15 protein-coding genes are annotated in these 21,119 nt (G+C 73.6%); 7 read left to right on the top strand and 8 right to left on the bottom strand.

The features are described from left to right. Positions 1-44: 44 nt before the first annotated feature. The 6 genes from ACFWUZ_RS13130 to speB all read right to left on the bottom strand — a co-directional run bounded on the left by ACFWUZ_RS13130 (position 45) and on the right by speB (position 10,084). On the bottom strand, positions 45-3,917 hold the full coding sequence (locus ACFWUZ_RS13130) for an ABC transporter ATP-binding protein (RefSeq protein ID WP_384371410.1): 3,873 nt from the start codon (positions 3,915-3,917) through the stop codon (positions 45-47). 202 nt (positions 3,918-4,119) lie between these two features. After that, positions 4,120-4,791 (bottom strand): hypothetical protein, encoded by a 672-nt coding sequence (locus ACFWUZ_RS13135; RefSeq protein ID WP_384371412.1) that lies wholly within the window; start codon positions 4,789-4,791, stop codon positions 4,120-4,122. Then, positions 4,772-6,925 (bottom strand): hypothetical protein, encoded by a 2,154-nt coding sequence (locus ACFWUZ_RS13140; protein ID WP_384371414.1) that lies wholly within the window; start codon positions 6,923-6,925, stop codon positions 4,772-4,774. The genes ACFWUZ_RS13135 and ACFWUZ_RS13140 overlap by 20 nt, the downstream gene beginning before the upstream one ends. A gap of 11 nt (positions 6,926-6,936) precedes the next feature. Further along, positions 6,937-7,362 (bottom strand): hypothetical protein, encoded by a 426-nt coding sequence (locus ACFWUZ_RS13145; protein ID WP_384371416.1) that lies wholly within the window; start codon positions 7,360-7,362, stop codon positions 6,937-6,939. A 65-nt stretch (positions 7,363-7,427) separates the two neighbouring features. Continuing rightward, a complete protein-coding gene (locus ACFWUZ_RS13150) occupies positions 7,428-9,110 on the bottom strand; it encodes a thiamine pyrophosphate-binding protein (protein ID WP_384371418.1) in 1,683 nt (560 codons plus the stop codon). Positions 9,111-9,115: 5 nt separating this feature from the next. Beyond that, positions 9,116-10,084: an agmatinase gene (speB, locus tag ACFWUZ_RS13155; RefSeq protein WP_384371420.1), complete on the bottom strand. Its 969-nt coding sequence runs from the start codon at positions 10,082-10,084 to the stop codon at positions 9,116-9,118. 115 nt (positions 10,085-10,199) lie between these two features. Here speB and ACFWUZ_RS13160 point away from each other — a divergent pair, with 115 nt between their 5' ends. The 4 genes from ACFWUZ_RS13160 to ACFWUZ_RS13175 all read left to right on the top strand — a co-directional run bounded on the left by ACFWUZ_RS13160 (position 10,200) and on the right by ACFWUZ_RS13175 (position 14,827). Continuing rightward, the gene (locus tag ACFWUZ_RS13160; RefSeq protein ID WP_384371422.1) at positions 10,200-11,810 is read left to right on the top strand and encodes a PucR family transcriptional regulator; all 1,611 of its coding nucleotides are present in this window, start codon (positions 10,200-10,202) and stop codon (positions 11,808-11,810) included. Positions 11,811-11,884: 74 nt separating this feature from the next. Next, a complete protein-coding gene (locus ACFWUZ_RS13165; RefSeq protein ID WP_384371424.1) occupies positions 11,885-12,646 on the top strand; it encodes a hypothetical protein in 762 nt (253 codons plus the stop codon). A gap of 126 nt (positions 12,647-12,772) precedes the next feature. Further along, the gene (locus ACFWUZ_RS13170; RefSeq protein ID WP_384371426.1) at positions 12,773-13,930 is read left to right on the top strand and encodes an acyl-CoA dehydrogenase family protein; all 1,158 of its coding nucleotides are present in this window, start codon (positions 12,773-12,775) and stop codon (positions 13,928-13,930) included. Positions 13,931-13,948: 18 nt separating this feature from the next. Further along, a complete protein-coding gene (locus tag ACFWUZ_RS13175; RefSeq protein ID WP_384371428.1) occupies positions 13,949-14,827 on the top strand; it encodes an acyl-CoA thioesterase in 879 nt (292 codons plus the stop codon). 141 nt (positions 14,828-14,968) lie between these two features. Here the strand turns inward: ACFWUZ_RS13175 and ACFWUZ_RS13180 are convergent, their stop codons facing one another. Together ACFWUZ_RS13180 and ACFWUZ_RS13185 are read right to left on the bottom strand one after the other, a co-directional pair. After that, complete coding sequence (locus ACFWUZ_RS13180) at positions 14,969-15,769, bottom strand: phosphatase (RefSeq protein ID WP_384371430.1); 801 nt, start codon at positions 15,767-15,769, stop codon at positions 14,969-14,971. Positions 15,770-15,834: 65 nt separating this feature from the next. Beyond that, the gene (locus ACFWUZ_RS13185; RefSeq protein WP_384371432.1) at positions 15,835-16,413 is read right to left on the bottom strand and encodes a TetR/AcrR family transcriptional regulator; all 579 of its coding nucleotides are present in this window, start codon (positions 16,411-16,413) and stop codon (positions 15,835-15,837) included. A 112-nt stretch (positions 16,414-16,525) separates the two neighbouring features. On the opposite strand from ACFWUZ_RS13185, the gene ACFWUZ_RS13190 reads away from it, so the two are divergent. The 3 genes from ACFWUZ_RS13190 to ACFWUZ_RS13200 are packed head-to-tail and all read left to right on the top strand — an operon-like array spanning position 16,526 to position 21,115. Next, on the top strand, positions 16,526-18,142 hold the full coding sequence (locus tag ACFWUZ_RS13190; protein WP_384371434.1) for a carboxyl transferase domain-containing protein: 1,617 nt from the start codon (positions 16,526-16,528) through the stop codon (positions 18,140-18,142). A gap of 16 nt (positions 18,143-18,158) precedes the next feature. Next, complete coding sequence (locus tag ACFWUZ_RS13195) at positions 18,159-20,186, top strand: acetyl/propionyl/methylcrotonyl-CoA carboxylase subunit alpha (RefSeq protein WP_384371436.1); 2,028 nt, start codon at positions 18,159-18,161, stop codon at positions 20,184-20,186. Beyond that, on the top strand, positions 20,183-21,115 hold the full coding sequence (locus ACFWUZ_RS13200) for a hydroxymethylglutaryl-CoA lyase (RefSeq protein ID WP_384371438.1): 933 nt from the start codon (positions 20,183-20,185) through the stop codon (positions 21,113-21,115). Before ACFWUZ_RS13195 ends, ACFWUZ_RS13200 begins: the two co-directional genes overlap by 4 nt. Positions 21,116-21,119: the final 4 nt, after the last annotated feature.

Here is a 21,119-nt window from a genome sequence, read left to right on the forward strand (position 1 = left end):
AGGGCGGGGCGGCGGCCCGCAAGCCCGCCCCGCCGCCGCTCCCGTCAGGCCGCGGCCCGCTCGTCCTCCCCGGCGAAGGTCCGCCACAGCTCGGCGTACCGGCCGCCGCGGGCCAGGAGTTCGGTGTGGGTGCCGTCCTCGACGACCTGGCCGCGGTCCATGACGACGACCCGGTCGGCGCGGGCCGCGGTGGTCAGCCGGTGGGCGACCACCAGCGTGGTCCGCTTGCCCGCCAGCCGGTCGGTGGCCTGGTTGACCTGGGCCTCGGTGGCCAGGTCGAGGGCCGCGGTGGCCTCGTCGAGGAGCAGCACGTCCGGGTCGACGAGTTCGGCGCGGGCGAGCGCGATCAGCTGGCGCTGCCCGGCGGAGAGGTTGCGGCCGCGCTCGGCGACGGTGTGCAGGTACCCGCCGTCGAGGGTGGCGATCATGTCGTGGGCGCCCACCGCGCGGGCGGCGGCCTCCACCTCGGCGTCGCTCGCCGCGGGCCGTCCGTAGGCGATGGCGTCGCGGACGGTCCCCGGGAAGAGGAAGGACTCCTGGGGGACGACTCCCAGACGGTGGCGGTACGCCGTCAGGTCCAGCTCCCGCAGGTCGGCGCCGTCCGCGGTGACCCGGCCGGAGGTCGGGTCGTAGAACCGGGCCACCATCTTGACCAGCGTGGACTTGCCGGCGCCGGTTTCGCCGACGAAGGCGACGGTCTGCCCTGCGGGTATCCGCAGGCTGATGCCGGCGAGCGCCTCGCCCTTCTCGCCGCGCTGCTCGGCGGTGCCGTACTGGAAGCGGACGTCCTCGAAGGCGATCTCACCGCGCAGCTCCGCCACCGCGCGCGGGGCGGCGGGCCGCGGGGTGGTGGGCTCGCGCAGCAGGTCCTGGATGCGGCCGAGGGAGACGGTGGCCTGCTGGTAGCCGTCGAAGACCTGGGAGAGCTGCTGCACGGGGGCGAAGAACAGGTCGATGTAGAGCAGGTAGGCGACCAGCGCACCGGTGGTGAGGGTGCCGGCCTCCACCCGGCCCGCGCCGACGATCAGCACGGCGGCCGCGGCTCCCGAGGAGAGCAGCTGGACGAAGGGGAAGTAGACCGAGATCAGCCACTGGCCGCGGACGCGGGCCTGGCGGTAGGAGTCGCTGCGCTCCGCGAAGCGGGCGGCGCCCGAGCGCTCCCGGCGGAAGGCCTGCACGATGCGGAGCCCGGCGACGGACTCCTGGAGGTCGGCGTTGACGAGGCTGACCCGGTCGCGGGCGAGTTCGTAGGCGGCGACGGACTTGCGGCGGAACACGATCGTGCCGAGCACCAGCACCGGCAGGGTGGCGAAGACGATCAGCGCGAGTTCGACGTCGAGGACGAGCAGCGCGACGAGGATGCCGAAGAAGGTGAAGACGGAGACGACGGCGGTGACCAGTCCGGTCTGCAGGAAGGTGGACAGGGCGTCCACGTCGGTGGTCATCCGGGTCATGATCTTGCCGGTCAGCTCGCGCTCGTAGTAGTCGAGTCCGAGCCGCTGGAGCTGGGCGAAGATCTTGACGCGGAGCGCGTAGAGCACGCGCTCGCCCGTACGGCCCGTCATCCGGGTCTCGGCGAACTGCGCGGCCCACTGCCCGGCGACGACGGCGAGGGCGACGGCGGCCGCCACCCACACGGCGCCGAGGGCGGCCTGCTCCACGCCCTGGTCGATGCCGTACCGGATCAGGATCGGCAGGAGCAGCCCGGTGCCCGCGTCGGCGGCGACGAGGGCCAGACTGATGGCGAGCGGCGTCCAGAAGCCGCCGAGCAGCCGGCGCAGGCCGTAGCTCTCCTCGGCGGCCGCGGCCCGGGTCTCGTCGACCCCGGGCGCGTCGTCGGCGGGCGGCAGCGCGGCCACCTGCGCGAGCAGTTCGGGGCTGGCGGGCATCCCGGCGACGGCTCCGGCCATGGAGTGCCCGGGGCCGGGGGCGACGCCCCCGGCCGGGGCGGTGGCGGGAGCACCGGGACCGGCGGCGCCTGCGGGCTCGTCCTGACGCCGCCACAGCTCGGGGGTGATCCCGCCGGCGACCCTGCGCTTGGCGTTGACCGGCTCGGAGTCGATCTCGGCTTCGAGTTCGATGTCCCGCTCGAAGTCCTGGGCGCGCTTGCCCGCGACGTCCCGTTCGAACGCCTCCATCGCCGGCGCCTCGGGGGAACGCGGCGAGGCGACCCCGAGGGCGTCGGGGTCGGTGAGCAGCCTGCGGTACAGCGCGGAGCGGCGCTCCAGCTCCTCGTGGGTGCCGATGTCGGCGAGCCGCCCGCGGTCGAGTACGGCGATCCGGTCGGCCAGGGCGAGCGTGGAGCGGCGGTGGGCGATGAGGATGGTGGTCCGGCCCGCCATGACGGCCCGCAGCGCCTCGTGGATCTCGTGCTCCACGCGGGCGTCGACGGCGGAGGTGGCGTCGTCGAGGAGCAGCAGCCGCGGGTCGGTGAGCAGGGCACGGGCGAGCGCGAGGCGCTGGCGCTGGCCGCCGGAGAGGGTGAGCCCCTGCTCGCCGACCTCGGTGTCGTACCCGGCGGGCAGGGCCCGGATGAAGCCCTCCGCCTGGGCGGCGCGGGCGGCGGCCTCGATCTGGGCGTCGGTCGCACCGGGGTGTCCGTAGGCGATGTTCGCGCGGATGGTGTCGGAGAAGAGGAAGGAGTCCTCGGGGACCAGCCCGATGGCGGCGCGCAGCGAAGCGTAGGTCAGTTCGCGGACGTCGTGCCCGCCGACGCGGACGGCGCCTTGGTCGGCGTCGTAGAAGCGCGGCAGGAGCAGCGAGAGGGTGGACTTGCCGCTGCCGGAGGCGCCGACCACGGCGACGGTCTCGCCTGCCGCGACGGACAGCGAGAACCCGTCGAGGACCGGCCGCGCGGGGTCGTAGCCGAAGCCGACCCCGTCGAACTCGACGGTGGCGGGCGCGTCGGCGGGCAGGGTGTGCGTGCCCTCCTCGATGGCGGGCGCGGTGTCGATGAGCTCGACGACCCGCTCGACGCCCGCGCGGGCCTGCTGCGCGACGGTGAGGACCATGGCGAGCATGCGCACGGGTCCGACGAGCTGGGCGAGGTAGGTGGAGAAGGCGACGAAGGTACCGAGGGTGACCTGCCCGCGGGTGGCCATCCAGCCGCCGAGGGCCAGGATCGCGACCTGCCCGAGGGCGGGCACGGCCTGGAGCGCGGGGGTGTAGCGCGAGTTGAGGCGGATGGACCGCATCCGCCCGGCGAACAGCCGGCGGCCGGCGGCGCGCAGCTTGCCGGTCTCCTGCTCCTCCTGCCCGAAGCCCTTGACGACGCGGACCCCGGTCACGGCGCCGTCGACGACGCCCGCGACGGCGGCGGCCTGGCTCTGGGCGTACCAGGTGGCGGGGAAGAGCCGCTTGCGGCTGCGCTTGGCGATGAACCAGAGGGCGGGGGCCATGAGCAGGGCGACGACCGTCAGCAGCGGCGACAGCCACAGCATGATGCCCAGGGATATCCCGAAGAGCGCGAAGTTGCCGATGGTCATCGGCAGCATGAAGAGCAGGCCCTGGATCAGCTGGAGGTCGCTGGTCGCCCGTCCGACGACCTGCCCGGTGGACAGCTCGTCCTGCCGGCGCCCGTCGAGCCGGGCGATGGTGTCGTACATGTCGGAACGCAGGTCGTGCTGCACGTCGAGGGCGAGGCGCCCGCCGTAGTACCTGCGTATGTACGTGAGCACGTAGACGAGGAGGGCGGCGCCTATGAGCATCCCGGCCCACGGCCCCATGGGCTTGGTCCGGTCGCCGATGACGTCGTCGATGATGACCTTGGTGACGAGCGGTACGAGGGCCATGACGGCCATGCCGCCCAGCGAGGAGCCCAGTGCGAGCAGGACGTTCAGCTTGTACCGCCAGGTATAGGCGGCGAGCCTCCGGACCCAGCCCTGTTTCTCCCCAGCCGCTGTCTGCGCCGCCGCCACGTGGTGCCTCCCCGTTCGTCCAGTCCTGCCGCCTCCCCCAACGCGCCGACCGGCGGATTTCATCCCGGCGCAACCATCGAACGGGTTTACGCGCCGGTCCGCGACCGGAGGCGGCCCCTCTTCACCCGGTCGGCCCTGACCCCGAGGCGGCACCGGCTACGGTGCCCCCTCGGGGTATCCCGGGGCTCTGGAGTACGGCCGGCTACGCCGCGGGCAGGGGCTTCACCACCGGAGGCTGCGCGAGCGGCTCGTTCTCGCAGCCGAGGGCCTCGGTGACGCGGCGGGCCATGAGGTAGGTCAGGGTCATCCGCCGGTCCTTGGCCGCCTGGTCCGCGACCGTCCGGGAGGGGCTGGAGGTGAACGAGGTGTCCGCGGTGAGCCACACGTTCTGCGACTGCGCCCTGAGTTCACCAGGCATGTCGCACTGGACGAGCAGCGTCGTGCGGTCGCCGCTCGCTGTGCCGCGCGCACCGTTCAGCGAGTAGGAGACATCGTCGGGGAAGGAAGGCACCGCGGAGGTCCGGACGAACCACCCGGCCAGGAAGGTCATACGGACGTCACGTTGCTCGTCCTTCACGCTGTACCCGCAGGCGTTCGTGTAGAAGCTGTGCTTCTCGGGACGCATCACCGGCAACGCGCGCTCCATCTTGTCCACCAGCCAGCCCGTGTCGCCGTAGGCCTTCGTCGCGAAGTCCTCCGTACCGAGGACTTCGCGCACGAGCGCTTCCTCCTCCGAAGACGGACTGATCCCGCACGGGTTCGCGGTCTCCGTTCGGGAGCCGCCCGAGGTGCACGATGCCAGGACCAGCACACAGACGAACGCGGTCGTCGACCGTACGACGGCTTTGAGCACGTCAGGGTCGGAGGTGCGCACGGGCGGCCTCCCTTCCGGTCGAGTAGGCGTTGTTCGCTTCGTTCTGGGCGTGTACGGCCGCCGGGTCGTTGTCGTCGATCTGCCGCTGGTCCCTCCATGCGTCGAACAACATGTTGGTCCCCTGCACACCTGACGCGTAATTGGTGCTGGACTCCTTCTTGCTCTGCTCCTCGGCCGCGTCCTTGACGCCCTCGACCCAGTCGTACTTGGCCGCGTCGATCAACGCGCCTCCGACCGTGCCCACGACCGGGATCTCACCGATGAGTCCGTTCGCGCCGGCAGCCGAGTACTCGGCCGTGCCTTCCGCCCACTGGACCTTGTCGTCTTCCTTGTCCTTGTAGACGTCGGCACCGATGCCGTTGAGGGCGCCGGCAGCCACCCCGATGTCGTGCCCGCGGTTGTCCCAGTCAGCACTGACCGCGTGCGGGGAGTCGGCCTTGTAGGGGGCGGCGGTCGCGAGCTGCTCCGCCGAGTACGCCCGCTCCGCCTCGACCATCAGGGCGTAGGAGGGGCCGTCGTCCGCGATCCCGCGCATCACACGGATCAGGCTGCCCTGCCCGACCGCGATCTGGGCCTTGTCGCCCGAACCGTGGATGGAGTCTCTGCCCTCGACGGCGCCCAGGTCGGTGTTCTTGCCGCCGAGGATGTCGTGCGTGTCCTCGACGTAGTCGACCAGCGCCTTCGCCATCGGCTGGCGCAGGCCCTCCAGGTCCTTCGGGAACTCGTCGCCGCCCATCTCGTCGTCGAGGAGGCGGATCGCCTGGTGCATCACGCGGGCCTGACCCTCGGTGTGGGGGCCGGGCGGGCCCAGCTTCTCGCCGTCCGTGTGGCCGGTGGCCGCCGCCTGGAGGGCGGCGCCGAGGCCGGCCGTCCTGTCGCCGTGCATCTCGATCGGCGGGCCGTAGCCGGTCGAGATCCACGGGTCCGGCATGTCGCGGTCGCCGAGCACGTACTTCAGGTGGTCGTTCTTGTTGCCCGGCGCCTCGGGGTCGAGGAAGTACGTCGCAGCGTCCGGGTCCTTGGCCATGATGCCGAGCAGGCCGTCCAGCGGGTCGGAGACCAGGGTGGGGCGCTGGGAGTCGTAGGCGTGGTCGTACATGTGCGGCTTCGACTTCTCGGCCTCGATGATGCCGTTGCCGACGTCGTTGAGGAACTGCTTGCCGTAGCCGTCGCCGTGGCGCATCAGGGTCAGGAGCGACTGGTAGCCGTACGTCGGGCGCAGGCCCTTGGCGACCAGCTCCGGGCCCTCGGCCTTGAGGCCGGCCATGAAGGGCTTGTAGGCGTAGCCGTCCGGGTCCTTCGTGCCGGAGGCGATCGTCCCGGCGAGGCCGGAATTGATCGACTCGTAGAGCTTCTTCTCGGCTGCGGAGGCACCGCGGTCGTGGGCCGCCAGGTTCATCTGGTCGGCGAGGTGCAGGGTGTCCTTCGCGCCCAGCGCGTGCAGGTACGCCTCGCTGAAGTGCTTGTCCCCGGAGTTCTGCTTGAGGAGGTCGTTGTAGTGCTGCAGCTCCTCCGGGGAGGCGTCGCCCGAGCGGATCTTCGACGTGAGGGCGAGCGCCTCGACGGCCTCGACGTCGTCCACGGGCTTGGAGTTGAAGCCGAACACGGAGGTTCCGTCGGCCCCGGAGGCGTTCAGCAGGGCCGTCTTGACGTCCTGGTCGAACTCGGTGACCGCCTTGACCGTCTCCGCGATCCGGCGCGTCCAGGACCGCTCGACCTCCGGGAGGTCGGGGTCGTGGCGGATCGCGTTCACGGAGGCCGGGTCGGCCTTGCTGAAGTCGTAGCTCGCGGTGCCGGATTCCGAGACCTTCATGCCGGCCTTGACGGCGTCCGCGACGGCGGAGGTCACGCGTCCCTTGAGGTTCGTGAACTGGGCGTGCGCATCGCGCAGGAGCGACTCCATGGCCAGAGCCTCCTTCTGGGCCGCGTCGAACTCCCCGCGCGTGATGGCGGAGTTGCTGCTCGCGGTCTGCGCGCTGCTGCCCAGCCAGCCGTTGCCCGTGGAGACGCTCTGGACCTCCTTCTCGTAGACGTCTTCGAGCGTCTTGAACTTCGCCGCCATCGACTTCCAGCCCTCGGCGGCCGTGGTGAGCGCGGAGAGGTCCGTCTGCATGATCTCTTGGTACGTCGGCATGTCCGTCTCCCCTACATTCCCGCGACCTTGGACTGCACCGGCTGGAAGCTGCGCCCCGTCAGCTGGTCGTTGCCGGTGAACAGGTTCGAGGCCCCGCGCAGGGCCGTCTTCTCCGAGCTGAGCCGCCCCATCAGGCGCTTGACCTGGTCGTCCCAGTGGGTGTGGGCCTTCGTCAGGCCCGTCGCCGTCTCCCAGCCGGTGAAGGCCTTGACGGCCCCCCGGATCGACTCGTCGGCGGCGTCGGCGGCCTTGACCGTGCCGGGTTCCAGGACGTTCTCGATGGTGTTGGCGGCCTTCTTCTTCTGCGGCGGGGCCGTCGCCAGGACGCCCGTACCGCCGGCGCCGGGTTCGGCGGGGACCTGGTTGAGCCGCATCTGCGGCGACGGGCCCTCGGCCGTGGCCTGCTTCTGCTGGGCCCACTCCTGCTCGAACGACACTGCTCCCCCTACGGACGAAGCCGGACCTGACCGCAGCCACCCTACGAGGGGCGCACGGGCGGGCCCTAAACGTGCGTGGGGGCGAACATCCTGAGGGTGGCCGGAAGTACCAGCACCGAGGGCCCGGGAGCGGCGAGGGCCCGCTTCAGGTCGTCCTTCAGCGACTGGGGGGTGGTGGTGGCCGCCGGGACGCCGAAGGACTCGGCCAGCGCGACGAAGTCGGGGCGGGCGAGTTCCGTGCCCGTGGCGCGGCCGAAGGAGTCCGTCATGTACGCGCGCAGGATGCCGTAGCCGCCGTCGTCCACGATCAGCCAGGTGACGTCCAGGTCGTGCTGGCGGGCCGTGGCCAGCTCCGCGACGGAGTACATCGCGCCGCCGTCGCCGGAGACCGCGAGGACCGGGGTGCCCGGTTCCGCGACGCACGCGCCGAGGGCCGCCGGGAAGGCGTAGCCGAGGCCGCCCGCGCCCTGGGCCGAGTGCATGGTGTTGGGGTGCTTCGCGTCGAAGGCCGACCACGCCCAGTAGGACAGGATCGTCATGTCCCAGAAGGACGGGGAGCGGGCGGGCAGGGCCGCGCGGATCGAGGTCAGGAGCTGCTGCTCCAGGCCCACGTCCTGGCCGGCCAGCCGCTCCGCGACCGCGGACAGGACCATCTTCACCCGGTCGGGGGCGTACGGGTCCTCGCGTTCGGGGACCGTCTCCAGCAGGGCCTGGAGCGCCAGACGGGCGTCGGCGTGGATGCCCAGGCCCGGGTGGTTGGACTCCAGCTTGCCGAGGTCGGCCTCGATCTGGACGACCCGGCCGGTGGGGAAGAAGGTGTGGTAGTTCGAGGACAGCTCGCCCAGGCCGGAGCCGACGACCAGCAGGACGTCGGCGTCCTCCAGGAAGTCGGTCATGTGGCGGTCCTCCAGCCAGGACTGGAGGGAGAGCGGGTGGGTCCAGGGGAAGGCGCCCTTGCCGCCGAAGGTGGTGACCACGGGCGCGTTCAGCCGTTCGGCGAGCTGCCGGAGCTTGCCCGCGGCGTCGGAGCGGACGACCCCGCCGCCCGCGACGATCACCGGGCGCGCGGCCTTCGCCAGCCAGTGCGCGGCCACCGCCGTCAGCTCCGGGCGCGGAGCCAACTCGTGCGGGGTCGCGTCCATGCCGGTGACCTGCGGGATGAAGGTCTCGGCGCGCAGGACGTCCTCGGGGATCTCCACCCAGACGGGGCCGTGCGGGGCGGTCAGGGCCGACTCCCAGGCCTCGGCGACGACGGAGGGGATCTGGGAGGGGGTGCGGGCCACGTGCACGGACTTGACCACGTCCCGGAAGGAGGCCGCCTGGTCGCGCAGCTCGTGCAGATGGCCGCGGCGGCCACCGCCCAGGCCCGCGACCGGGACCTGGGAGGCGATGGCGAGGACCGGGGCGGAGGCGGCCGCCGCCTCGGCCAGGGCCGGCAGGGCCATCAGGGCGCCCGGGCCGGTCGACAGCAGCAGGGGCACGGCCTCGCCGGTGATGCGGCCGTACGCGTCGGCGGCGAAACCGGCGTTGTTCTCCGTACGGAGGCCGATGAGCCGCAGGTCGGAGCGGCCGACGGCGTCGAACACGCCGAGCGCGTGCTGGCCGGGCAGGCCGAAGACGGTGGTCGCGCCGAGCGAGCGCAGCGTCTCCACGACCAGGTCCCCGCCCGTGCGGCCCGGCGGCGGCGCGAGGGCGGCCGCCGTCTGGGCCTCGGTGGGACGGAGTACCAGGTCGTGGTCGTGCGTCACAGTGCTCAGTTGCCCTTCGCCTTCGCCGCCGCGATCTGGCGGCTCATGATCGTGGTGAGCTCGTACGCGGTGTGCGAGGCCGCGACCGAGGTGATCTCGGCGTGATCGTACGCCGGGGCGACCTCGACCACGTCGGCGGAAACGAGGTTGCAGGAGGACAGACCGCGGATGATCTCCAGCAGCTCGCGGGAGGTCATGCCGCCGGCCTCGGGGGTGCCGGTGCCGGGCGCGTGGGCCGGGTCCAGGACGTCGATGTCGATGGAGATGTACAGCGGGCGGTCGCCGATGCGCTGGCGCAGCTGGTCCGCGACCTCGTCGGCGCCGCGCCGGTAGACGTCCGCGGAGGTGACGATGCCGAAGCCCATCTTGGCGTCGTCGTCCAGGTCCTGCTTGCCGTAGAGCGGGCCGCGGGTGCCGACGTGGGAGAGCGCCTCGGTGTCGAGGATGCCCTCCTCGACGGCGCGGCGGAACGGGGTGCCGTGGGTGTACTCGGCGCCGAAGTAGGTGTCCCAGGTGTCCAGGTGGGCGTCGAAGTGCAGCAGGGCGACCGGGCCGTGCTTCTTGGCGACCGAGCGCAGCAGCGGCAGGGCGATGGTGTGGTCGCCGCCGAGGGTCATCAGGCGGGAGCCGTTGCCGAGCAGCTCGTCGGCGGCGGCCTCGACCGTCTCGACGGCCTCGTTGATGTTGAAGGGGTTCACGGCGATGTCACCGGCGTCCGCGACCTGCGCGAGGGCGAAGGGGGAGGCGTCCTGCGCGGGGTTGTACGGGCGCAGCAGGCGGGAGGCCTCGCGGATGGCGTTGCCGCCGAAACGGGCGCCGGGGCGGTAGGAGACGCCGGAGTCGAAGGGCACGCCCACGACGGCGACGTCGGCGGAGCCGACCTCGTCCAGGCGCGGCAGCCGGGCGAAGGTCGCCGGGCCCGCGTAGCGCGGGATGCGGGAGGAGTCGACGGGTCCGCGCGGCTGCGTGCTCATGGGGGGTGCCCTTCTGGTGGTCCTGCGGTGCGGTCCTTCGAGCGTAAGCGGGTGCCCCGGGTGCGCGAAGTGTACGTTTCATCCATCGACCTTCCCCGATGTGTACGGAGTAGCCATGGAGGCCCCGCTCACCCCGCCGGTTCCGCTCGGCGCGCTGCTGCCGGACCGGGAGCTGGGGCTGCGCCACCTCGCGGGGCCCGCCGGGGCCGACGTGCACGGGGTGCACGCCTCCGAGATGGCGGATCCGTCCCCGTACCTGCTGGGCGGTGAGCTGCTGCTGACGGCCGGGGCGGAGCTGGCCGGGGCGGATGCCGAGGCGTACGTCGCCCGGCTGTGCGGGGCCGGGGTGGCGGCGCTCGGCTTCGGCGTGGCGCCCGTGCACGAGGCGGTGCCGCCTGGCCTCGCCGAGGCCTGCGACCGGTACGGGCTGCCCTTGCTGGAGATCCCGCCCGGCACCCCCTTCACCGCCGTGGCCCGGGCGGTCTGGCGGCTGATGGCGGGGGCCCGTACGCGGGAGCTGCGCCGGGTCACCGAGGCCCAGCAGTCCCTCGCGGCGGCGGCCGCCCGCCCCGATCCGGTCCCGGCGGTGCTGTCCCGCCTCGCGGCGAGCCTCGGCGGCTGGGCGGCGCTGCTCCCCGCGGCGGCCGAAGCCGCGGCCCCGGTGCCCGCTCCGGCGGCGGGGGCTCCCGCACCGCCCGCCCCCGCGCCGGGGGGCCCGGCAGACGCCCCGGCTGCGGGCGCCCCGGCTGCGGCACCGCCACCGGGGCCGGGGCCGGCAGCGGGGCCGGCACCGGGGTCGGGGCCGGCGCCCGGGGCCGCTTCCGCGCGCCCGCCCGTGCAGGCCGCCGCCGGGCCCGCCCCCGGGGAGGCGGTGCTCGCGGCGGCAGCGGGACTGGCCCGCCGGGTGGCCCCCGGTTCCGCGGCGACCGCCACGGACACCGCGGGCGGGCTGCACCTGGCCGCCTACGCCGTGGGCGTAGGCCGGGTGCTCGTCCTCGCGGCCCCCTCCCGCGCCCCCGGCGACCACACCATCGCCTCCGTCGCCGCGGTCCTGCTGACCCTGCTCACCGCGCACCGCCCGGCCGGGACGGAGGCCGCGGCCCTGACCCGGCTGCTCCTCGACGGGGACCCCTCCACGGCCCTGGCCCCCGGACCCTGGTACGTGGTGCACGCCCGCGGCTCCGGCGACCCGCAGGCCCTGGCGGCGGCGCTGGGCACCGTACTGCTGGACCCGCGCGGGGACCCCGTACGCCTGCTCGCCGAGAGGGAGCCGGATCCGCGGCCGGGCTGGCGCCTCGGGGTGAGCGCCCCGGCCGCGCCCGATGCGCTGCCCGCCGCCGACGCGCAGGCCCGGCGGGCCCTGGAGCGCGCGGAGGCGGCCCGGACCCCGCTGGCCTGGCACGCCGCCCCCGGCTTCGCGGGGCTGGTCGGCGAGGCGGAGGCCCGGGCGCACGCGGCGGCGCTGCTGGCGCCGCTCTCCCCCGTCCTGCGGGACACCCTGCGCGGCTGGCTGGCGCACCACGGCGGTTGGGACCGCAGCGCCGCCGCCCTGGGGGTGCACCGCAACACGGTCCGCCAGCGCGTGGCCCGCTGCGCGGAGCTGCTGGGGCGGGACCTGGACGACCCCGACATCCGGATGGAGCTGTGGTTCGCACTGCGCCGGGAGGAGCCCCCGGCGGGCGGGCCCGGTCCGGACCCGGGGAGCGGGGCCCGGCCGGGCGGCTGACGGCCGGCGCGCCCTCCGTGAGCGTGTCGCGCCGCCGCCCGGCTGGTGGTGCGCGCCGCGGTGCCCTGGTACGCGTGCGTGCGGCTCGGTACGAGCGCGGACCCGGTGCCCGCGGCGCTGCCGGCCGTCCTGATCCTGCGCGGGGACGTGTTCGCCGCGCCCGGCCGGCCCTGGAACGGCTGCCGGCGGTGGCCGTGGGGGTGCTGCTGAGCGCGCCCGTCCTGCACCGGCTGCCGACCGGGGCGATGTCGTTCCCGGTCGTGCTGGTGTGTGGCTGCGCCGGGATGTACCTGCTGGACCAGGGGGGCTCCCCCGACCAGCAGGTGCTGATCACCGCCCTGGTGATCTGCACGACGCCGGCGCCCGGGTCCCCGCCGGCCCGGACGCGTACCGCACCGGGCTGCGCGTGCGCAGGGAGCGGGCCGCCGCCCTGGCCGCGGTCGGCGGGCAGCCGGCGGACGCCGGTCCCGCCGCCGACCTCTTCACCCTGGCGGCACCGCCCGCACGAGTTGTCCGCCACCCTGGAGCGCAGGACGGGCCGCACCCTGCTCCTGCCGCCCCGGCGGCCTCCGGCAGGGGCGGCGGACACCGTGCGCCCCCGCCCGCTGCCGGCCGCGCGGACCGCGCCCGCGCCGCTGCTCCTCACGCGGGAGCTGGAGACCCGGGCGGCCGGGCGGGAGCGGGCACCGGGCGCCCCGGCCGGTCCCGAGGAAGCGGTGCGGACCGTGGCCGCGCCGGCCGACGCGACGGCGGTCGCCCTGGACGCCGTCCTGCGGGCCGGACTGCACCTCACGCACGAGGCGCCGGCCGATGACGCGGGCGCATCGGCGCGCTGACGGCGCCCGGTCGCCCCGCACGGTTCGGCCACCCGCTCTGGACAGGCGGGACAACTCGCCGGTAACTTAATCTGAGCAAGCGCTTAGGCATGAGCGGCGTACCGCCGCGACCGAAGGGAGCCGGCCGTGCGCCGTACCGTTTTCAACGAGGACCACGAGGCGTTCCGCGAGACCATCCGCGCCTTCATCGAGGCCGAGGTCGTCCCGGTCTACGACGAGTGGTTCCAGGCCGGTCAGGCGCCGCGCGACTTCTACTACAAGCTCGGCGAGCTGGGCGTCTTCGGCATCAACGTCCCCGAGGAGTTCGGCGGCGCGGGCCTGGACACGCACAAGTTCGAGGCCGTGCTGTACGAGGAGACCTCGCGCGCGGGCGTGAACTTCGGCGGTTCCGGCGTGCACGTGCTGCTCGCCCTCCCCTACATCAAGATGCTCGCCGACGACGAGCAGAAGAAGCGTTACCTCCCGAAGTTCGTCTCCGGCGAGGAGATGTGGGCCCTGGCGATGACCGAGCCGGGCACCGGCTCCGACGTCGCGGGCATGAAGACCACCGCCAAGCTCTCCGAGGACGGCACCCACTACGTCCTCAACGGCGCCAAGACCTTCATCACCGGCGGTGTCCACGCCGACCGCGTGATCGTCTGCGCCCGCACCTCCGCCCCGCGCGAGGACGACCGCCGCTTCGGCATCTCCCTCTTCGCCGTGGACACCAAGTCCGAGGGCTACTCCATCGGCCGCAAGCTGGACAAGCTCGGCCTGCGCACCTCCGACACCGCCGAGCTGGCGTTCGTCGACGTGAAGGTCCCGGTCGAGGACCTGCTCGGCGAGGAGAACAAGGGCTTCTACTACCTCGGCGCCAACCTGCCGTCCGAGCGCTGGGGCATCGCCTTCGGCGCCTACGCGCAGGCCAAGGCGGCCATCCGGTTCGCCCAGCAGTACGTCACCGAGCGCACCGTCTTCGGCAAGCCGGTCGCGCACTTCCAGAACACCAAGTTCGAACTGGCCGCCTGCCAGGCCGAGGTGGACGCCGCCGAGGCGGTCGCCGACCGCGCGCTGGAAGCCCTGGACGCCGGCGAGCTGACCGCGGCCGAGGCCGCCTCCGCGAAGCTGTTCTGCACCGAGGTCGCCCACCGCGTCATCGACAAGTGCCTCCAGCTGCACGGCGGTTACGGCTACATGAACGAGTACCCGATCGCCCGCCTGTACGCCGACAACCGCGTGAACCGCATCTACGGCGGCACCAGCGAGGTCATGAAGTCCATCATCGCCAAGTCGATGGGGCTGTAAGGCATCTGACCTCCGCTCATGAACGAGGCACTGACGACGCTCCTCGATCTGCTCGACCTGGAGCAGATCGAGGAGAACATCTTCCGCGGTACCAGCCGTTCGGCGCTGGTACCGCGCGTCTTCGGCGGCCAGGTGGCGGCGCAGGCCCTGGTCGCGGCCGGGCGGACCGTCCCCGCGGACCGCACCGCGCACTCGCTGCACTCGTACTTCCTGCGCGCCGGCGACCCGGGCGCGCCCATCGTGTACTCCGTCGACCGGATCCGCGACGGGCGCTCCTTCACCACGCGCCGCGTCGTCGCGGTCCAGCACGGCCAACCAATCTTCCACCTCTCCGCGTCCTTCCAGACCTACGAGGAGGGGCTCGACCACCAGGCCTCCATGCCCCCGGCCCCCGACCCGGAGACCCTGCCCACCGCGGCCGAGTCCCTGCCCGCGTACCGGGAGACCTTCCGCGACCCGGGCACCGTGGAGCGGCTGATCGAGGCGCGCGGCGCGGTCGACCTGCGGTACGCCACGACCCCGCCCTGGGGCAGCGTCGGCGAGCCGGTGGAACCGCGCTGCCAGGTGTGGTTCCGCACCGCCGGGAAGCTGGAGCGCGACGACGCCCTGCTGCACACCTGCCTGGCCACGTACGTCTCCGACATGACCCTGCTGGACTCGGTGCTGCTCGCGCACGGCCGGGGCGGCTGGGCGGTCGGCGACGTGGTCGGCGCCTCGCTGGACCACGCCATGTGGTTCCACCGGCCGTTCCGCGCGGACGAGTGGCTGCTGTACGACCAGGAGTCGCCTTCGGCGGCGGCGGGCCGGGGCCTGGGCCAGGCCCGCATCTGGACCCAGGACGGCCGGCTGGCCGTGACCGTCATCCAGGAGGGTGTCGTACGCGTCCCGCGCGCCTGACCGGGCACCGCCGTCTGCGGGGGCTCATGAGGGCACCGTCCCGGATCAGCTCGCCGGCGCGTTCACCGGCCGCCGGCTCCGGGTGGGGCGACCGTAGCCGCCGCTGACAGCACCGGCCCGGCCCGGCCGGCGGGGCGCCGCCTACGCGAGCAGCCCCGCCTCGGAGAGCAGGTAGGCGACCATCGGGTCGTAGTGGCGCGGGTCGCGGACGTGGTCGTCCAGCGGGACCGCCACCTGGAGCGTGCCCTCGGCCTCGCCGAGGAAGAGCGCCGGGTCGTTGCAGTCCGCGTAGCCCACCGCGTCCAGGCCCCGCTGCGCCGCGCAGCCGGCCCAGCCGTGGTCGGCGACGACCAGGTCGGGCTGGGGGCGGCCCGCCGCGGCCAGTGCGTCCAGGATCGCGGCCATCGGTTCCGGCGAATGGGTGTGCCACAGCGTCGCGCCCCGCTCCAGCACGGCGACGTCCGCGAACTGCCACACCGAGCCCTCGTCGGCCGTCAGTCCGCCCGGGATCACCACGATCCCGCAGCCGACGGCGCGCAGGGCCGCCGCCGTGGCCCGGTGGACGTCCAGCAGGCCGCCGGGGTGCCCGGTGGCGAAGAGCACGCTCTGACGGTCCACCGCGGCCTTGTGCAGCCGCGCCGCCAGCCGGTCCAGGCCGGCCACGGTGAGTTCGGGGTCGATGGTGTCCTGGCCGTACCGGTACGCGGGGTCGTCCACGACCCCGCAGCGCTCCGCCATCACGGCGAGCACGTCCTGCTCGTCGCTCCAGCGGTCGCCCAGTTCCAGGCCGAGCCAGTAGTGCCGGTCGCCGTTGGCGAGCTTGCGGTAGTGGGAGAGGTTGTTCTCGCGCGGGGTGGCGACCTGCCCCGCGATCCGCGTGCGGACCAGGTGGTCGATGAGTTCGGCGCGGCTGGGTACGGGCGTCTCTATCGGCTTCGGCATGGGGGCCATTCTGCCGCCGCCCGGCCGGAGCCGTCCTGCCCGTTTCGCCCAGCGGACGAGCCGCCTCACCCCGACAGCGCCCCGAAGGCCCCGTTGGCGAGGCGGCGCAGCAGCGACTCCGTCGCCTCCCGGCCCAGGGCCGCCAGGTGCGGGGTGGAGTTCAGCAGGCCGAAGACGGCGTGCACCGAGACCCGTACCTCCGCCTCGCCCACCTCGGGGTGCAGCTGCCGTACGACGTCCACCCACAGCTCCACGTACTGGCGCTGGAGCTGCCGGACGAGCTTGCGGTCGGCCTCCCGCAGCCGGTCGAGCTCCCGGTCGTGCAGGGTGATCAGCGCCCGGTCGTCCAGCGCGAAGTCGATGTGCCCGTCGATGAGCGAGGCCAGGACCCCGGCCGGGTCCCCCGCCGCCTCCGCCGCGCGGTGCCGGCCGCCGGTCAGCAGCCGCTCGCTGATGCCGACCAGGAGCTCGGCGAGCATGGCGTCCTTGCCCGCGAAGTGCCGGTACAGGCCGGGGCCGCTGATGCCCACGGCGGCCCCTATCTCGTCCACGCCGACACCGTGGAACCCGCGCGCGGCGAAGAGGCGGGCGGCCTCACTGAGGATCTGCTCGCGACGGGTGGGGGCGGCCGCTCTGGTGCTCATGGGAAACCATTCTAGACAGGGCCGTTAGCGGTCGTTAACCTAAGTCCCACACACGTTAACGACCATTAACAGCGTGCACCGAGCAGGTGGAACGAGCAAGGGAGCTCGACCGATGCAGCAGGCACCAGTGCTGACGAGCGCCGCGGACCCGGCGTCCGAGGCCTGGCGGACCAATGAGGCCGCCCACCGCGAGCTGGCCGAGGGCCTGCGCGCCCGGCTCGACGCGGCCCGCCTCGGCGGCGGTGAGAAGGCCCGCGCCCGCCACACCGCCCGCGGGAAGCTCCTCCCCCGCGACCGCGTGGACGCCCTCCTGGACCCCGGATCCCCCTTCCTGGAGCTGGCCCCGCTGGCCGCCGAGGGCATGTACGGGGGCGCGGCCCCCGCCGCCGGGGTCATCGCGGGCATCGGCCGGGTCAGCGGCCGCGAATGCGTGATCGTCGCGAACGACGCCACCGTCAAGGGCGGCACGTACTACCCGATGACCGTCAAGAAGCACCTCCGCGCCCAGGAGGTGGCCCTGGAGAACCGTCTCCCCTGCCTCTACCTGGTCGACTCCGGCGGCGCCTTCCTGCCCCTGCAGGACGAGGTCTTCCCGGACCGCGACCACTTCGGCCGCATCTTCTACAACCAGGCGCGCATGTCGGGCGCCGGCATCCCGCAGATCGCCGCCGTGCTCGGCTCCTGCACCGCGGGCGGCGCGTACGTCCCGGCGATGAGCGACGAGGCCGTGATCGTCCGCAACCAGGGCACGATCTTCCTGGGCGGGCCGCCGCTGGTGAAGGCCGCCACCGGCGAGGTGGTCACGGCGGAGGAGCTGGGCGGCGGCGAGGTCCACTCCCGGACCTCGGGCGTGACCGACCACCTCGCGGAGGACGACGCGCACGCGCTGCGGATCGTCCGGAACATCGTGGCGACCCTGCCGGAGCGCGGGGCCCTGCCCTGGTCGGTGGAGGCTCCCGAGGAGCCCGAGGTGGACCCGTACGGCCTGTACGGCGCGGTCTCCGCCGACTCCCGCACGCCCTACGACGCCCGCGAGATCATCGCGCGGATCGTGGACGGCTCCCGCTTCCAGGAGTTCAAGGCGGAGTTCGGCCAGACCCTGGTCACCGGCTTCGCCCGGATCCACGGGCACCCGGTCGGGATCGTCGCCAACAACGGCATCCTGTTCTCCGAATCCGCCCAGAAGGGCGCCCACTTCATCGAGCTGTGCGACCAGCGCGGCATCCCGCTGCTCTTCCTCCAGAACATCTCCGGGTTCATGGTCGGCCGGGACTACGAGGCGGGCGGCATCGCCAAGCACGGCGCCAAGATGGTGACGGCGGTGGCCTGCACCCGGGTGCCGAAGCTGACGGTGGTGGTCGGCGGCTCGTACGGAGCGGGCAACTACTCGATGTGCGGGCGTGCGTACTCGCCCCGGTTCCTGTGGATGTGGCCCAACGCCAAGATCTCCGTCATGGGCGGCGAGCAGGCCGCCTCGGTGCTGGCCACGGTCAAGCGCGACCAGATCGAGGGCGCGGGCCAGGAATGGCCGGCCGAGGACGAGGAGGCCTTCAAGGCTCCCGTCCGGGCGCAGTACGAGGAGCAGGGCAGCGCCTACTACGCCACGGCCCGGCTGTGGGACGACGGGGTCATCGACCCGATGGAGACCCGGCAGGTGCTGGGACTGGCCCTGACCGCGTGCGCGAACGCTCCGCTGGGCGATCGCGGCTTCGGCATCTTCCGTATGTGACGTGAGGACCTCACTGATGTTCAGCACTGTTCTGGTCGCGAACCGGGGCGAGATCGCGGTACGGGTCATCCGCACGCTGCGGCAGCTCGGCATCCGCTCCGTGGCCGTCTTCAGCGACGCGGACGCCGACGCCCGGCACGTGCGGGAGGCCGACACGGCCGTCCGGATCGGCCCGGCCGCGGCCGCCGAGAGCTACCTGTCGGTGGAGCGGCTCCTGGACGCCGCCCGCCGCACCGGCGCCGAGGCGGTCCACCCCGGTTACGGCTTCCTCGCCGAGAACGCGGCCTTCGCACAGGCCTGCGCCGACGCCGGGCTGGCCTTCATCGGGCCGCCGGCGGGCGCGATCTCCCTGATGGGCGACAAGATCCGCGCGAAGGAGACGGTGAAGGCGGCGGGCGTGCCCGTGGTCCCCGGCTCCTCCGGCAGCGGCCTGTCGGACGCCGAACTGGCCGCGGCGGCCGGGGAGATCGGCATGCCGGTGCTGCTCAAGCCCTCGGCGGGCGGCGGTGGCAAGGGAATGCGGCTGGTGCGCGACGCGGCCGTGCTGGCCGAGGAGATCGCGGCGGCCCGCCGGGAGGCGCGCTCCTCGTTCGGCGACGACACGCTCCTGGTGGAGCGCTGGATCGACCGGCCCCGGCACATCGAGATCCAGGTGCTCGCCGACTCCCACGGGAACGTGGTCCACCTGGGCGAGCGCGAGTGCTCGCTGCAGCGCCGCCACCAGAAGGTGATCGAGGAGGCCCCCTCGGTCCTGCTCGACGAGAAGACCCGTGCGGCGATGGGTGAGGCGGCGGTCGAGGCGGCCCGCTCGTGCGGGTACGTGGGCGCGGGCACGGTGGAGTTCATCGTCCCCGGCGAGGACCCCTCGTCCTACTACTTCATGGAGATGAACACCCGCCTCCAGGTCGAGCACCCGGTGACCGAGCTGATCACCGGCCTGGACCTGGTGGAGCAGCAGGTGCGGGTGGCCGCGGGCGCCTCCCTCGGTTTCACGCAGCCGGAGGTCCGCCTGACCGGCCACGCGATCGAGGCCCGGGTCTGCGCGGAGGACCCGGCGCGGGGCTTCCTGCCGTCCGGCGGTACGGTGCTGGCCCTGTCGGAGCCGGACGGCGGGGCGGTGCGCACCGACTCCGGCCTGACCGCGGGCGTGCCGGTGGGCTCGGCGTACGACCCGATGCTGTCCAAGGTCATCGCGTACGGCCCGGACCGGGCGGCGGCCCTGCGGGTGCTGCGGGGTGCTCTGGCGGACACCGTGATCCTGGGCGTCCAGACGAACACGGGCTTCCTGCGGAGGCTGCTGGCCCACCCGGACGTCGTCTCCGGCGACCTGGACACGGGCCTGGTCGAGCGCGACCTCGCCGAGCTCCTGCCGGAGGGGGTCCCGGACGAGGTGTACGCGGCGGCCGCCCTGCTGGCGCAGCCGGGATCCCCGGCGGGTCCGGCGGGCTGGGCCGACCCGTTCGACGCCGCCGACGGCTGGCGGCTGGGCGGCACCCCGGCCTGGACCGTGCACCACCTGCGGCTGCCCGGCCAGGACCCGGTGGAGGTCCGCATCCGGCCTCACGGTGCCGCATCCGAGCTGCTCGTCCCCGCCTCCGCGGGAGCCGATGCCGCCGCTCCGGCCGCACCGGCCCGCGGACGGGTCGTCAGCCGTACGCACGACACCGTCACCGTCGAACTCGACGGTGTCACCCACCGGTTCAGCCATGCCGCCTCCCCGGAGGGGACCTGGCTCGGCCGCGACGGGGACTCCTGGCACGTCCAGCGGCACGACCCCGTCGCCGCGTCCCTGAGCGGGGCCGGGCACGCCGGCGCGGACACCCTGGCCGCCCCGATGCCCGGAACCGTCACCGTCGTCAAGGTCGCGGTCGGCGACCACGTCACGGCCGGGCAGAGCCTCCTCGTCGTCGAGGCCATGAAGATGGAGCACGTCATCTCGGCCCCCCACTCCGGCACCGTCACCGAACTCGACGTCTCGCCCGGCAGCACCGTCGCCATGGACCAGGTCCTGGCGGTCGTCACGCCGCAGGAGGAGGGCGCATGAACCGCCTGCCCATGACGGTCCCGGCCCCCGGGCTCCCGGCCCGGGTCCGGATCCACGAGGTCGGCGCCCGCGACGGGCTGCAGAACGAGAAGGCCACCGTCCCCACCGCGACCAAGGCGGAGTTCGTCCGCCGGCTCGCGGCCGCCGGGCTGGGCACGATCGAGGCCACCAGCTTCGTGCACCCCAAGTGGGTGCCGCAGCTCGCGGACGCGGAGCAGCTCTTCCCGCTGCTCGGCGACGTGCGGGCGGAGCTGCCCGTGCTCGTCCCCAACGAGCGCGGCCTCGACCGCGCGCTGGCCCTCGGGGCCACCCGGATCGCCGTCTTCGGCTCGGCCACCGAGACCTTCGCCGCCCGCAACCTCAACCGAACCGTGGCCGAGTCGCTGTCCATGTTCGAGCCCGTCGTGACCCGCGCCCGGCAGGAGAAGGTGCACATCCGCGGCTATCTCTCCATGTGCTTCGGCGACCCCTGGGAGGGCCCGGTCCCGGTCCACCAGGTCGTCCGGATCGCGAAGGCCCTGCTCGACCTCGGCTGTGACGAGCTGAGCCTCGGCGACACCATCGGCGTCGCCACCCCGGGGCACGTCCAGGCCCTGCTCTCCGCGCTGAACGAGGAGGGCGTGGGCACCGACCGGATCGGCGTCCACTTCCACGACACCTACGGACAGGCCCTGTCCAACACCCTCGCCGCGCTCCAGCACGGCGTGACCACGGTCGACGCGTCCGCGGGCGGCCTCGGCGGATGCCCGTACGCGAAGAGCGCCACCGGCAACCTCGCCACCGAGGACCTGGTGTGGATGCTCGACGGCCTCGGCATCGAGACCGGGGTCGACCTGGCCGCCCTCACCGCCACGAGCGTGTGGATGGCCGAACAGCTGGGACGCCCCAGCCCCTCCCGTACCGTCCGCGCCCTCTCCCACAAGGAGTAAGACA

This window comes from Streptomyces sp. NPDC058646, from assembly GCF_042716875.1.
GTDB lineage: Bacteria > Actinomycetota > Actinomycetes > Streptomycetales > Streptomycetaceae > Streptomyces.

Excerpts from the sequence above, each read along its gene's own strand:
- ACFWUZ_RS13200 (WP_384371438.1), top strand. The coding sequence starts at position 20,183 with ATGAACCGCCTGCCCATGACGGTCCCGGCCCCCGGGCTCCCGGCCCGG.
- ACFWUZ_RS13190 (WP_384371434.1), top strand. The coding sequence starts at position 16,526 with ATGCAGCAGGCACCAGTGCTGACGAGCGCCGCGGACCCGGCGTCCGAG.
- ACFWUZ_RS13185 (WP_384371432.1), bottom strand. The coding sequence starts at position 16,413 with ATGAGCACCAGAGCGGCCGCCCCCACCCGTCGCGAGCAGATCCTCAGT.
- speB (WP_384371420.1), bottom strand. The coding sequence starts at position 10,084 with ATGAGCACGCAGCCGCGCGGACCCGTCGACTCCTCCCGCATCCCGCGC.
- ACFWUZ_RS13195 (WP_384371436.1), top strand. The coding sequence starts at position 18,159 with ATGTTCAGCACTGTTCTGGTCGCGAACCGGGGCGAGATCGCGGTACGG.
- ACFWUZ_RS13180 (WP_384371430.1), bottom strand. The coding sequence starts at position 15,769 with ATGCCGAAGCCGATAGAGACGCCCGTACCCAGCCGCGCCGAACTCATC.
- ACFWUZ_RS13175 (WP_384371428.1), top strand. The coding sequence starts at position 13,949 with ATGAACGAGGCACTGACGACGCTCCTCGATCTGCTCGACCTGGAGCAG.
- ACFWUZ_RS13160 (WP_384371422.1), top strand. The coding sequence starts at position 10,200 with ATGGAGGCCCCGCTCACCCCGCCGGTTCCGCTCGGCGCGCTGCTGCCG.
- ACFWUZ_RS13140 (WP_384371414.1), bottom strand. The coding sequence starts at position 6,925 with ATGCCGACGTACCAAGAGATCATGCAGACGGACCTCTCCGCGCTCACC.